Origin of the sequence: Streptococcus oralis, assembly GCF_003944215.1 — a bacterium.
GTDB lineage: Bacteria > Bacillota > Bacilli > Lactobacillales > Streptococcaceae > Streptococcus > Streptococcus oralis_BI.
In genome coordinates this window covers 167,400-181,127 of record NZ_RJVZ01000003.1, presented here as the reverse complement: position 1 = coordinate 181,127, position 13,728 = coordinate 167,400, and the positions used below count along the sequence as shown (strand labels likewise).

The window sequence follows — 13,728 nt, the reverse complement described above, 5'->3', positions numbered from 1 at the left end:
ACATGTATAAAGAAGCCTCTCGAGTATTGAAAAGGGGCGGACTCTTAATGGTCGGATTTATGAATCCTTGGATATACATGTATGATGCTGACACTGTATGGGACAAACCCGATGAGGAATTACAGTTAAAGTTTTCACTACCTTTTAATTCAAGAGAGCTTGAAGAGGAAGGCGAAATCACCATCAATCCAGAATATGGATATGAATTTAGCCATACCTTAGAAAGTCAGATTAGAGGACAACTAAAAAATGGCCTCGCTATGATTGATTTTTATGAATCGTGTGACAAAAGACATCGATTGTCACGTTATGGAAATGATTACATCGCTACACTCTGCATTAAACTATGATATTATAGAACGTACTTCTGAAGAATAGCTCATTTTATTTTCTATAAGGGTTAAAATCTAAATCTCAGTTTGTCGAAGCAAAACAATTAAATAAAATTAAAGAGAGGAAGTAAAAGCAAATAGCAGATACTTCCTTTTTGTCGTCAAAAATTCAAAAAATCAAAGGAAAATTTATGGAAGAATTGAAAAGTTCAGATAAAAAAGTATTAGCACAAAGAGAAAAATTGGAAAGACCACCTATGGAGCCTATTATCATTTCAAAACAAAACAATCCTAGTTTGGTTGAGCCAAACTAGGATTTTCTAACGCGTTTTTGTCTACGATAGCCGTTGAGTTTTTTATTTTCCCAATAGCTGTTAAAGATTTTTTCCTTGCTCTCGCGATTGATTTCTAAAAAGTAGGCATAAATCAAATCTATTAAAATGAGCATAGGGAGTTGAGCGGAAATACGCTGGATGTAAGAAGATTGGCTATGATTTGCGACGAGAACTGCTTCGGTATAAGCCTGACTATTTTTGTTTGGAGCGCTGGTAAAGAGGATGGTCTTGGCACCCATTTCCTTGGCATCCAACAAACTATCGAGGACGGATTGGGTAGTACCTGATAGAGAAAAGCCAAGTACCAAACAGTTTTCATCCATGATACTGGTCGTCCAAGCAAAGCCATCCTGATCAGTCAAAGCTTCACAGACAACACCCAGACGCATAAAACGTAGCTTCATCTCACGGGCAATCAGACCAGAACTTCCTGTTCCAAAGAAGTAAACTCGTTCAGCATCATCGATTAATTGGGCGACGCGTTCAAGCTGCGCTTCATCGATCAAATCCTGTGTTTGTTCCCGTAGGTTGCTGTAGCTTCGAAGTACACGTTTGGTCAAAGGACTATGTTTGTGAGAATGGGTGTCCTGTTTATTGGCCTGGTGCTGGTATTGAAAAACAAATTCTCGATAGCCAGTAAAGCCACATTTTTTTGCAAAACGGGTAAGGGCAGCTTGGGAAACATGCAGTTTTTGAGTAACCTGTTGTGATGATAGATCATCCACAATCGTATCTACCTGCAAGAAATAACGAGCTATTTCCTGCTCTAACTCTGTTAATTCTTCAAAATGAAGATCAATAATAGTTGCGATATCCTGCTTTTTCATGGAGCTCCTTTTCATGAGTCAAACTCTTAAAAGTTGACGATTGCCTGCTTATTAACATCATTATATCATAGAAGATAGGATAACTAAATAAAAAGGCATTTTCAGATAAAAGTCAAAAAATACTTCTCCTTTTCCAAGAGTTTCTCCGTAAAATATGATACAATGAAAAGTACTGAGCTTCACCCGTTTGCTCTATTATTTTAGCTGAAAATGAAGGTGAAAATCGGAAATTTTTCTAGAAAAGAGTCTTAGTTGTATGAGAAAATTTAATAGCCATTCGATTCCGATTCGGCTTAATTTACTGTTTGCGATAGTTATCCTGCTGTTTATGACCATTATCGGTCGATTGTTATACATGCAGGTGCTGAATAAAGATTTCTATGAAACAAAATTGGCTTCAGCCAGCCAGACCAGGGTGACAACCAGTTCAGCTCGTGGACAGATCTATGATGCAACAGGGAAGCCCTTGGTAGAAAACACTGTTAAGCAGGTTGTTTCTTTCACCCGAAACAACAAAATGACGGCAGCTGAATTGAAGGAGACAGCCAAGAAACTTCTCACATATGTAAATGTAACCTCCCCTGATCTGACAGATCGACAGATTGCAGACTATTACTTGGCGGACCAGGATATTTACAAAAAAACAGTCGAATCCTTGCCAAGCGATAAACGTCTAGATTCAGATGGGAATCGTTTATCAGAAGCGACGCTCTACAATAATGCGGTTGAAAGTATTGACGTGAGTCAACTCAATTATACAGATGACCAGAAAAAGGAAATCTATCTCTTTAGTCAGCTCAATGCTGTTGAAAATTTTGCGACAGGAACCATTTCTACGGATGCCTTGGATGATACTCGGGTCGCTCTCGTCGCATCAGCATCCAAGGAATTACCAGGCATCAGCATTTCAACCTCATGGGACCGAAAAGTACTAGACACTTCTCTATCGTCTATCGTCGGTAGTGTTTCAAATGAGAAGTCCGGTCTTCCAGCTGAGGAAGTTGACGCTTATCTCAAGAAAGGATATTCTCTCAATGACCGAGTGGGGACTTCCTATCTTGAAAAGCAATATGAAGATGTTCTTCAAGGCAAACGCTCCGTCAAGGAAATCCACCTCGACAAACACGGAAATATGGAAAGTGTGGAGAATGTCGAGGAAGGAAGCAAAGGAAACAATATCAAACTAACGATTGACCTAGCTTTCCAAAATGGAGTGGATGACCTGCTTAAGAGCTACTTCAACTCCGAGTTGAGTAATGGTGGCGCCAAATATTCGGAAGGAGTTTACGCAGTCGCTCTCAATCCTAAAACAGGTGCAGTTCTAGCCATGTCTGGTATCAAGCATGATGTTGAATCAGGCAAACTGAGCTCAGACTCTCTAGGCACAGTCACTAACGTCTTTGTGCCAGGTTCTGTTGTAAAGGCGGCAACCATCAGCTCTGGCTGGGAAAATGGAGTTTTGTCAGGCAATCAAACCTTGACAGACCAGCCGATTGTTTTCCAAGGTTCAGCTCCTATCAATTCATGGTATACCTTGTCCTACGGTTCTTTTCCTATCACAGCGGTTGAAGCCTTGGAATATTCTTCAAATACATACATGGTGCAAACAGCTCTGGGAATAATGGGACAGACCTATAAACCCAATATGATGGTAGCAACGAGTCAATTAGATACAGCTATGGGCAAATTGCGATCAACCTTTGGGGAATATGGTCTCGGAGCTTCAACAGGGATTGACCTCCCAGATGAATCAACAGGATTTATACCAAAAGAATTTGATTTGGCCAACTATCTAAATAATGCTTTTGGTCAGTTTGACAACTACACACCTATGCAGTTAGCCCAGTATGTCGCGACCATTGCAAACAACGGCGTACGTTTGGCTCCTCACATCGTTGAAGGGGTTTATGGAAACAATGACCAAGGTGGCTTAGGTAGTCTAGTTCAAGAAACAGCTACCAAGGAAATGAACAAGGTTAATATCTCAGAAGCAGATATGGCTATCTTGCAACAAGGTTTCTATAAAGTTTCTCATGGAACGAGCGCTCTGACAACTGGTCGTGCCTTTTCAAATGGCGCAGCCGTTTCCATCAGCGGGAAAACGGGTACTGCCGAAAGTTATGTTAATGGTGGTCAAAAAGCCAATAATACCAACGCAGTCGCCTATGCACCGACCGAAAATCCCCAAATCGCGGTCGCAGTCGTCTTTCCTCATAACACCAACCTTACAAACGGTGTCGGACCTTCGATTGCGCGTGATATCATCAATCTTTATAATCAACACCATCCAATGAATTAGAAAGGAACTTATGCTGTATCCAACACCTATTGCCAAGCTGATTGATAGCTATTCAAAGTTACCAGGTATCGGAATCAAAACGGCTACCCGTCTAGCCTTCTATACCATTGGAATGTCTGATGACGATGTCAATGAATTTGCTAAAAGTCTCCTATCTGCTAAACGGGAATTGACCTATTGTTCCATTTGCGGTCGCTTGACCGATGATGATCCTTGCTCGATCTGTACGGACCCGACTCGAGACCAGACAACCATCTTGGTGCTAGAGGATAGTCGCGATGTGGCGGCTATGGAAAACATCCAAGAATACCACGGACTCTATCATGTCTTGCACGGCCTCATTTCTCCGATGAATGGCATCAGCCCAGACGATATCAACCTCAAGAGTCTCATGACCCGTCTCATGGATAGTGAGGTTTCAGAGGTGATCGTGGCGACCAATGCGACAGCAGATGGGGAAGCGACATCTATGTATCTCTCTCGTCTTCTCAAGCCAGCTGGTATCAAGGTTACTCGCTTGGCACGAGGCCTGGCCGTGGGAGCAGATATCGAGTATGCGGATGAAGTCACACTCTTACGAGCTATTGAAAATCGAACAGAGTTGTAGGAGCAAACAAATTTACGAACTCAATTCATTTATACAAGAACGGGGAGACCGAGTTTGTCGTTATCGGTCTCTTTTTATATTTCTTTACTACCAGTACCATGTTCAAGTTTCAAAAAAGAAGCAAATATGATATACTAAGGTGCGAGTATTCTATTAGAAAATAGGACAGTAATATGAAACAAACAATTATTCTTTTATACGGTGGACGTAGTGCGGAACGTGAAGTCTCTGTACTTTCAGCTGAGAGTGTCATGCGTGCGGTCAACTACGACCGTTTCACAGTCAAGACTTTCTTTATCAGTCAGTCAGGTGACTTTATCAAAACGCAGGAATTTAACCAGACACCAGGTCAAGAGGACCGTCTTATGACCAATGCGACCATTGACTGGGACAAGAAAATCGCACCAAGTGCCATCTACGAAGAAGGTGCAGTAGTCTTTCCAGTTCTTCATGGCCCGATGGGAGAAGATGGCTCTGTTCAAGGATTCTTGGAAGTCTTGAAAATGCCTTATGTAGGTTGCAACATCTTGTCATCCAGTCTTGCCATGGATAAAATCACGACTAAGCGTGTTTTAGAATCAGTAGGAATTGCTCAAGTTCCTTATGTGGCCATCGTTGAAGGCGATGATGTGACCTCTAAAATCGCTGAAGTTGAGGAAAAGTTGACTTATCCAGTCTTTACTAAGCCATCAAACATGGGTTCCAGTGTCGGTATTTCTAAGTCTGAAAACCAAGAGGAACTCCGTCAAGCTCTAGAACTTGCCTTCCAATATGACAGCCGTGTCTTGGTAGAGCAAGGGGTGAATGCTCGTGAAATCGAGGTTGGTCTCTTGGGCAACTACGATGTTAAGAGCACTTTGCCAGGTGAAGTGGTCAAGGATGTTGCCTTTTATGACTATGATGCCAAGTATATCGATAACAAGATTACCATGGATATCCCAGCTAGAATCAGTGATGATGTGGTAGCTGTCATGCGTCGAAATGCAGAAACAGCCTTCCGTGCAATCGGTGGCCTTGGTCTGTCTCGTTGTGATTTCTTCTATACAGATAGGGGCGAGATTTTCCTAAATGAACTTAATACCATGCCAGGTTTTACCCAGTGGTCTATGTATCCACTACTTTGGGACAATATGGGAATCAGCTACCCAGAACTAATTGAGCATTTGGTTGACCTTGCTAAGGAAAGCTTTGACAAGCGCGAAGCGCATTTGCTATAAAATGAAAGAGAGGGTAGGAGTTAGAACCATCACTGTTAGGTGAGTCGAGTTCTTGGACTTCAACCCTTTTTAAAGGAGTAGAAATGAAATTAACAATCCATGAAGTTGCCCAAGCTGTTGGATCTAAAAATGATGTTAGTCTTTTTGCGGATGCTCAGTTAGAAAAAGCTGAGTTTGATAGTCGTTTGATTGGGCCAGGTGATTTGTTTGTGCCACTCAAAGGTGTGCGTGATGGTCATGACTTTATTGAAACAGCTTTTGAAAATGGTGCAGCAGTAACCCTCTCTGAGAAGGAAGTAGAAGGTCATCCCTACATTCTAGTAGACGACGTTTTGACTGCCTTTCAAACCCTCGCAGCCTACTATCTTGAAAAAACGGCTGTTGATGTCTTAGCCGTTACGGGTTCAAATGGCAAGACAACGACCAAGGATATGTTAGCGCACTTGCTATCAACAACCTACAAGACCTACAAAACTCAAGGAAATTACAATAACGAGATTGGCCTTCCCTACACAGTTCTCCACATGCCTGAGGGGACAGAAAAGTTGGTCTTGGAGATGGGGCAGGATCACTTGGGAGATATTCATCTCTTGTCTGAATTAGCCCATCCAAAAACAGCCATCGTGACCTTGGTTGGAGAAGCTCATTTGGCCTTTTTCAAAGACCGTTCTGAGATTGCTAAGGGAAAAATGCAAATTGCAGATGGTATGGCTTCAGGTTCCCTGCTTTTAGCACCAGCCGACCCTATTGTAGAGGACTACTTGCCTACTGATAAAAAGGTGATTCGTTTTGGTCAAGGAGCAGAGCTAGAAATAACAGACTTGGTTGAGCGCAAGGACAGTCTGACCTTTAAAGCTAACTTCTTGGGACAAACCCTTGATTTGCCAGTAACTGGTAAGTACAATGCCACCAATGCCATGATTGCTGCTTATGTGGCTCTACAAGAAGGAGTTTCAGAGGAGCAGATTCGTCAGGCTTTCCAAAATCTTGAATTGACTCGTAACCGTACCGAGTGGAAGAAAGCAGCCAATGGAGCAGATATTCTGTCTGACGTATACAATGCCAATCCAACAGCCATGAAGCTAATTTTAGAGACTTTTTCGGCTATTCCAGCCAATGAAGGGGGCAAGAAAATAGCAGTTTTGGCGGATATGAAGGAACTCGGGGACCAGTCTGTTCAACTCCATAATCAGATGATTCTGAGCCTATCGCCAGATGTGCTTGATATGGTTATTTTCTATGGAGAAGACATTGCCGAATTAAGCCAGCTGGCCAGTCAAATGTTCCCAATCGGTCATGTATACTACTTCAAGAAAACAGGCGACGAAGACCAGTTTGAAGCCATGGTCAAGCGGGTTAAGGAAAGCCTCGGTGCCAATGACCAAATCCTGCTTAAAGGCTCTAACTCCATGAATCTAGCCAAGTTGGTAGAAAGTTTAGAAAACGAATGCAAGTGATTTTACCCAGTATCTGCAAAGAATGCTAGCCATTACGGATACTGGATTAACCTTTACAAAAGATCCTTTTGACCGCGAGCGCTACGAGGACTTGCGAAGTCTGTTTAGCGAAATGTTGAATCAGGGATTAGACATAGATGCAGAAGAAGTGGCAGAAGTCTTGAAACCAACTTCCGCTTATGCAACTCCTCTGATGGACGTCCGTGCTTGGATTGTTGAGGATGAAAAAGTCTGTTTAGTTAGAGGAAAAGGAGAGGATAGTTGGGCTTTGCCAGGTGGATTTGGTGAAGTCGGCTATTCTCCAACTGAAAATATTCTCAAGGAAATTGAAGAAGAAACCGGTTTTACAGCAAAAGCTGAAAGGTTACTTGCAGTTTTTGATACCAATCGTTTCCAACTACAGAGCAAACAATATGCAAAGTTTGTGTTTGAATGCCAACTTTTTGATGGACAATTTCAAGAAAATCAAGAGATTGCTGACCTTCAATTTTTTGCCATTGACCAACTGCCAGCCTTGTCTGAAAAACGCATCACCAAGGAGCAGATGGAGATTCTTTGGCAGGTTTATCAGGGACAAAGAGAGCAATATATTGATTAGGTTATGCTAGAGAAGTTTTCAAATCAAAAAAGGTGTCTGTAAGGTGCATTTCTGCGACACAAATGATATAATAGGTTGCGAATTTAAGTCGCAAGTATTCTATGCATGGTATAGAATCAAGCTTTTTCAAAAAAATTAAAAAGGTCGAGCAGTGACTTTTCTACTGCTCTGGCTAGATGAACGAGGAATAGAATATGAATTTGTGGGAACAATTATTTACCACACAGATATCAGAACCGCCCCAGTTTGAACTCCACTGGTATATTGGTTTGTTATGTTTATTGGTTCTTACTTTCTATGCTTCTTATCGCTTTCGCGACAAAGTGACTTACCAGCGCTTTATTCAGATCCTTCAGTCTCTTCAACTGATTGTTCTGTATAGCTGGTATTGGGGGAATCAAATGCCTCTGTCAGAAAGTTTGCCCTTCTATCATTGTCGTATCGCCATGTTTGTCATGCTCTTGATTCCAGGCACTTCCAAGTACAAGCAATACTTTGCCCTTCTAGGAACCTTTGGAGCAACAGCAGCTCTGGCTTATCCACTCTTTGACCCGTATCCGTTTCCGCACGTGACCATCCTGTCCTTTATCATCGGGCACGTGGCACTTTTGGGGAATGCGCTCCTATACTTGTTTAAGAATTATGAAGCTTCCCTGCTCAATTTGAAAAATGTGACAGTGATTACATTTTCTCTAAATGCCTTGATAGGAGTTGTCAACTTGGTTGTAGGTGGAGATTATGGATTTTTAAATAAACCACCACTAGTGGGAAATCACGGACTATTGGCGAACTACCTCATCGTGTCCAGTGTGTTGGTAGCAGCAATCAGCTTGACTGCAAAAGTAGTAGAGGTCTTTTTGCAACAAAGAGCAGAAAAAATGATTCAAGAGAAAGCCTAAGAATGCCTTCTCTTTTTTTGATTAAATATGCAAAATATAGCTGTAAGGATATAAAAATAATGATTGCTCCTGAGAAAAATCGTTCAAAAGACTTTTACAAAAAACCTAGAGGAAATTTATGAAAAACTAAGCACGATTGGATTTTTTGTGTTATAATATTTTGTGAATAGCTGTGTCTCGTCACAGTTATTAAAAATAGAAGTGAGAAACTTGGAAGACAGAGAGGACGCAATGTAATGACTAGAGATGGTTTTTTTACAGGCTTAGATATCGGAACTAGCTCCATCAAAGTGCTGGTTGCCGAACATAGAGATGGTGAAGTAAATGTAATTGGCGTTAGCAATGCCAAGAGTAAAGGTGTCAAAGATGGGATTATCGTTGATATTGAGGCTGCTGCTTCAGCAATTAAATCCGCAATTTCCCAAGCAGAAGAGAAGGCAGGAATTTCAATCAAGTCTGTCAATGTTGGTTTACCAGCAAATCTCTTGCAGGTTGAACCAACTCAAGGAATGATTCCTGTAACATCAGATACAAAAGAAATTACAGATCAAGACGTAGAGAATGTTGTCAAATCGGCTTTGACGAAGAGCATGACGCCTGATCGTGAAGTGATTACTTTCATTCCAGAAGAATTTATCGTAGATGGTTTCCAAGGTATTCGTGACCCTCGTGGCATGATGGGGGTGCGGTTGGAAATGCGTGGCTTACTTTACACAGGACCTCGTACCATCCTTCATAACCTTCGTAAAACCGTGGAGCGTGTGGGAATCCATGTTGACAACGTCATCATCTCACCATTAGCGATTGTAAATTCAGTTCTCAATGAGGGAGAACGTGAGTTTGGCGCGACAGTGATTGATATGGGTGGTGGGCAGACTACAGTTGCAACCATTCGCAATCAAGAATTGCAATTTACAAACATTTACCAAGAGGGTGGAGAATATGTCACTAAAGACATTTCCAAAGTCTTAAAAACTTCCCAAAAAATCGCAGAAAGTTTGAAACTAAACTATGGTGAAGCTTATGTTCCACTAGCAAGTAACGAGACTTTCCAAGTAGAAGTCATTGGTGAAGTAGAGCCTGTTGAAGTGACAGAAAGCTACTTGGCAGAAATTATTTCAGCACGTATCAAACATATTTTTGATCAAATTAAACAGGAGTTAGACAGAAGACACTTGTTGGATCTACCAGGTGGTATCGTTCTGATCGGCGGAAATGCGATTTTACCAGGAGTTGTCGAATTGGCGCAAGAAGTGTTCGGTGTTCGAGTGAAACTCTATGTGCCAAATCAAGTGGGAATTCGCAACCCTGCATTTGCACATGTAATCAGCTTGTCTGAGTTTGCTGGTAAATTGACAGAAGTGAATCTCCTGGCTCAAAAGGCAGTCAGAGGAGATGAATTCCTTCGCCAGAAACCAATTAATTTTGGTGTTTCAAATCAAAGTGTGACACCGATTATACAAACAACTCCAGTGCAACCAGCTACTGCAGCAACTGAAATCACATCTGACAGTGGCCTTGCTCCAAGAGACGAATTCCAAGCAAGTTCTCAAGATAAACCGAAATTAACAGACCGTTTCCGTAGCTTGATCGGAAGCATGTTTGATGAATAAAAGAGGAAAAGAAATTATGACATTTTCATTTGATACAGCAGCTGCTCAAGGTGCAGTTATTAAAGTAATTGGTGTCGGTGGAGGCGGTGGTAATGCTATTAACCGCATGATCGACGAAGGTGTTTCAGGCGTAGAATTCATTGCAGCGAACACAGACGTACAAGCCTTAAGCAGTACAAAAGCTGAAACAGTTATCCAACTCGGACCAAAGTTGACTCGTGGTTTGGGTGCTGGTGGTCGTCCAGAAGTTGGACGTAAAGCTGCTGAAGAAAGCGAAGAAGCATTGACAGCAGCAATTAGCGGAGCAGACATGGTTTTCATCACTGCTGGTATGGGTGGAGGATCTGGAACAGGTGCTGCCCCAGTTATTGCCCGCATTGCAAAAGATCTTGGAGCTCTTACAGTTGGTGTTGTGACACGACCTTTCGGATTTGAAGGAAGCAAACGTGGTCAGTACGCTGTAGAAGGAATCAACGAACTTCGCGAGCATGTTGATACTCTATTGATTATCTCAAACAACAACTTGCTAGAGATTGTTGACAAGAAAACACCACTTCTTGAAGCTCTTAGCGAGGCAGATAACGTCCTTCGCCAAGGTGTTCAAGGGATTACAGACTTGATTACCAACCCAGGTTTGATCAACCTTGACTTTGCCGATGTGAAAACTGTCATGGCAAACAAAGGGAATGCCCTCATGGGTATCGGTATTGGCAGTGGAGAAGAGCGTGTCGTTGAAGCGGCTCGTAAAGCGATTTACTCACCACTTCTTGAAACAACCATTGACGGTGCTGAAGATGTCATTGTCAACGTTACTGGTGGTCTTGATTTGACCTTGATTGAAGCGGAAGAAGCTTCAGAAATCGTCAACCAAGCAGCTGGTCAAGGAGTGAATATCTGGCTTGGAACATCAATCGACGAAAGCATGAAAGATGAAATCCGTGTAACAGTTGTAGCGACTGGTGTTCGTCAAGAACGTGTAGAAAAAGTTGTTGGTTCTCCAGTAAAACAAGCGGCTCGTCGTGAAGCCTCAAGACAACCGCACCCTCAAAATTTTGATCGTCATTTTGACCTAGAAGATACAGCGGAATTACCAAAACAAAGCCAACGACGTTTTGAAACAAGTCAATCTTCTGCTTTTGGTGATTGGGACTTGCGTCGTGAATCAATCGTTCGTCAAACTGATTCAGTCGTATCACCTGTAGAACGTTTCGAAGCACCGACTTATCAGGACGAAGATGAGTTGGACACACCTCCATTCTTCAAGAATCGTTAATCAATGGATTTGAAAAAAAATACAGAGTTCGTTTTTCAGCAGGTCGCTGAAGCTAGCCGAGAAGCCAATCGTGATCCAGCTTCTGTTTCAATTATTGCAGTGACGAAATATGTGGACGTAAAAACAGCGGAAGCCTTGCTTCCCCTGGGTGTTCATCATATTGGTGAAAATCGTGTTGATAAATTTTTAGAAAAATATCAGACGTTAAAAGAATTCCCTGTCACTTGGCATTTGATTGGAACGCTACAAAGACGGAAGGTTAAAGAAGTAATCCCTTTTGTGGATTACTTTCATGCTTTAGATTCCCTTAAATTGGCACAGGAGATTCAAAAGAGGACAGATCATGTTATCAAGTGTTTCCTACAGGTCAATATTTCAGGAGAAGAAAGCAAGCACGGTTTTTCAAAAGAAGAATTACTAGAACTTTTGCCGGACTTGGCTCAGCTAGATCAGATTGAGTATGTTGGTTTGATGACCATGGCTCCTTTTGAGGCAGATTCTGATGAATTGAAACAAATTTTCAAGAAAACTCAGGAACTGCAAGCGGAAATTAGGGAAAAACAAATTCCTAATATGCCGATGACAGAGTTGAGCATGGGCATGAGTCGTGACTATAAGGAAGCGATTCAATTTGGTTCGACCTTTGTTCGAATTGGCACAGCATTTTTTAAATAGGAGAGATCTATGTCTTTAAAAGATAGATTTGATAAATTTATAGATTATTTTACAGAAGATGGGGAAGAAACAACTGCGACTTATCAACCTCAGGATGAGCAGATGATTGCTTCATCGAGTTTAGCTTCTAAAGAACTGCCAGCGCAGTTTCAATCAACCACTTCAAAAGATGCCAACATCACTCGCTTACATGCTCGCCAACAAGAATTGGCTATGCAAAATCATCGTACAGATGAAAAAGTAACGATTGATGTTCGTTATCCTAGAAAATATGAGGATGCAACAGAGATTGTGGATTTATTGGCTGGAAATGAAAGTATCTTGATTGACTTCCAGTACATGACAGAGGTTCAGGCTCGTCGTTGTCTAGACTATCTGGACGGTGCCCGTCATGTTTTGGCAGGTAATCTGAAAAAAGTTGCGAGTACAATGTATTTGTTGACACCAGTCAATGTGGTTGTGAATATTGAAGATATCAAGTTGCCTGATGATTCTCAAAGTGCAGAATTTGGTTTTGATATTAAACGAAGTAGAGCGAAATAATGATTTTTCTAATTCGTCTGATCCAAAATGCAGTGAATATCTATTCCCTGCTTTTGTTAATCTATGCACTCCTCTCTTGGTTTCCAAATTCTTATGGTAGCTCACTTGAACGTTTACTGGAAAAACTAATTAAACCGATTGTTGGTCCACTTCGCCGTTTACCTTTACAATTTGGAGGTTTGGATTTATCCATTTGGCTAGCAATCCTAATCGTTCGTTTTTTGGGTGACAGTTTGATTCGTTTCTTGTTGATACTATGATGACAAATAAAGCGATTTACCAGCACTTTTCTCTTGATGATGCTCCCTTTATTGATAAGGGATTAGAGTGGATCAAGCGAGTGGAAGATACTTATGCTCCTGTTCTCACTGCTTTTGTCAACCCGCATCAGGAACAGATACTGAGGGTTTTGGCTGGGACCTATGGACTGGGCTGTGTGAGTAGCGGAGAATATATCCATACAGAATTTGTCCGTGTCCTTCTGTATCCAGACTATTTCAGTCCGACACTGTCAGATTTTGAAATGGCATTGTTAGAGATCCGTTATCCAAGTAGATTTGAACAGCTAACACATGCAAAGATTTTGGGGACAATCATCAATCAACTAGGAATTGATCGTAAGCTCTTTGGTGATATCTTGGTAGATGAAAAGAGAGCACAGATTTTTGTCAATCGTGATTTTATCCCTCTGTTTCAGGATGGGATAAAAAAGATTGCCAGACTACCTGTGTCGCTGGAGGAATGTCCTTTCACCGATAAAATCATATCTGAGATCAATTATCAAGAACAAGAGATTTTGATTTCCAGTTTTCGTTTGGATGCCCTCTTATCAAGTGCCTTGAAATTATCCAGAAAGCAGGCTAGTCAACTCATAGAGAAAAAATCTGTTCAGGTAAACTACCACCCCGTTGAAAAATTAGATTATCTAGTAGCTGTAGGGGATTTGATTAGTGTGAGAAAGTTTGGTCGTCTGAAGATTGTCAAAGAAAATGGGCAAACTAAAAGGGATAAGATAAAACTGACTATCCAATTATTATTAAGTAAGTGAGGAAA

Annotated in this window: 14 protein-coding genes and 1 pseudogene; 14 read left to right on the top strand and 1 reads right to left on the bottom strand. The window is 41.5% G+C overall.

The window, feature by feature from the left end:
- Positions 1-350 (top strand): annotated as a pseudogene (locus D8804_RS02985) (class I SAM-dependent methyltransferase); the annotation flags it as partial.
- A gap of 173 nt (positions 351-523) precedes the next feature.
- Entirely contained in the window at positions 524-646 is a 123-nt protein-coding gene (locus tag D8804_RS10185; protein ID WP_260468643.1) for a hypothetical protein, read from the top strand.
- Here D8804_RS10185 and D8804_RS02980 read toward each other — a convergent pair.
- Positions 643-1,494, bottom strand: coding sequence for a MurR/RpiR family transcriptional regulator (locus D8804_RS02980; protein WP_125398773.1), 852 nt, complete (start codon positions 1,492-1,494; stop codon positions 643-645). The genes D8804_RS10185 and D8804_RS02980 overlap by 4 nt on opposite strands.
- Before the next feature lie 256 nt (positions 1,495-1,750).
- On the opposite strand from D8804_RS02980, the gene pbp2b reads away from it, so the two are divergent.
- The 12 genes from pbp2b to D8804_RS02920 all read left to right on the top strand — a co-directional run bounded on the left by pbp2b (position 1,751) and on the right by D8804_RS02920 (position 13,723).
- A complete protein-coding gene (gene pbp2b / locus D8804_RS02975; protein ID WP_125398772.1) occupies positions 1,751-3,793 on the top strand; it encodes a penicillin-binding protein PBP2B in 2,043 nt (680 codons plus the stop codon).
- 10 nt (positions 3,794-3,803) lie between these two features.
- The gene (recR, locus tag D8804_RS02970) at positions 3,804-4,400 is read left to right on the top strand and encodes a recombination mediator RecR (RefSeq protein ID WP_125398771.1); all 597 of its coding nucleotides are present in this window, start codon (positions 3,804-3,806) and stop codon (positions 4,398-4,400) included.
- Between the two features lie 173 nt (positions 4,401-4,573).
- A complete protein-coding gene (locus D8804_RS02965) occupies positions 4,574-5,617 on the top strand; it encodes a D-alanine--D-alanine ligase (RefSeq protein WP_125398770.1) in 1,044 nt (347 codons plus the stop codon).
- 83 nt (positions 5,618-5,700) lie between these two features.
- Positions 5,701-7,074, top strand: coding sequence for a UDP-N-acetylmuramoyl-tripeptide--D-alanyl-D-alanine ligase (locus D8804_RS02960; RefSeq protein ID WP_125398769.1), 1,374 nt, complete (start codon positions 5,701-5,703; stop codon positions 7,072-7,074).
- A 13-nt stretch (positions 7,075-7,087) separates the two neighbouring features.
- Positions 7,088-7,672 carry an NUDIX hydrolase gene (locus tag D8804_RS02955; RefSeq protein WP_260472322.1) on the top strand — a complete coding sequence of 195 codons (585 nt, stop codon included), beginning with the start codon at positions 7,088-7,090 and terminating at the stop codon, positions 7,670-7,672.
- A gap of 194 nt (positions 7,673-7,866) precedes the next feature.
- The gene (locus D8804_RS02950; RefSeq protein WP_125398767.1) at positions 7,867-8,571 is read left to right on the top strand and encodes a YwaF family protein; all 705 of its coding nucleotides are present in this window, start codon (positions 7,867-7,869) and stop codon (positions 8,569-8,571) included.
- A 236-nt stretch (positions 8,572-8,807) separates the two neighbouring features.
- Complete coding sequence (ftsA, locus tag D8804_RS02945; protein WP_084976066.1) at positions 8,808-10,184, top strand: cell division protein FtsA; 1,377 nt, start codon at positions 8,808-8,810, stop codon at positions 10,182-10,184.
- Positions 10,185-10,200: 16 nt separating this feature from the next.
- The gene (gene ftsZ / locus D8804_RS02940; RefSeq protein WP_004243484.1) at positions 10,201-11,457 is read left to right on the top strand and encodes a cell division protein FtsZ; all 1,257 of its coding nucleotides are present in this window, start codon (positions 10,201-10,203) and stop codon (positions 11,455-11,457) included.
- 3 nt (positions 11,458-11,460) lie between these two features.
- The gene (locus D8804_RS02935; protein WP_000364414.1) at positions 11,461-12,132 is read left to right on the top strand and encodes a YggS family pyridoxal phosphate-dependent enzyme; all 672 of its coding nucleotides are present in this window, start codon (positions 11,461-11,463) and stop codon (positions 12,130-12,132) included.
- A gap of 9 nt (positions 12,133-12,141) precedes the next feature.
- Positions 12,142-12,675 carry a cell division protein SepF gene (locus D8804_RS02930; RefSeq protein WP_125398766.1) on the top strand — a complete coding sequence of 178 codons (534 nt, stop codon included), beginning with the start codon at positions 12,142-12,144 and terminating at the stop codon, positions 12,673-12,675.
- On the top strand, positions 12,675-12,935 hold the full coding sequence (locus D8804_RS02925) for a YggT family protein (RefSeq protein WP_125398765.1): 261 nt from the start codon (positions 12,675-12,677) through the stop codon (positions 12,933-12,935). Before D8804_RS02930 ends, D8804_RS02925 begins: the two co-directional genes overlap by 1 nt.
- On the top strand, positions 12,932-13,723 hold the full coding sequence (locus tag D8804_RS02920; RefSeq protein WP_125398764.1) for a YlmH family RNA-binding protein: 792 nt from the start codon (positions 12,932-12,934) through the stop codon (positions 13,721-13,723). Before D8804_RS02925 ends, D8804_RS02920 begins: the two co-directional genes overlap by 4 nt.
- Positions 13,724-13,728 lie beyond the last annotated feature (5 nt).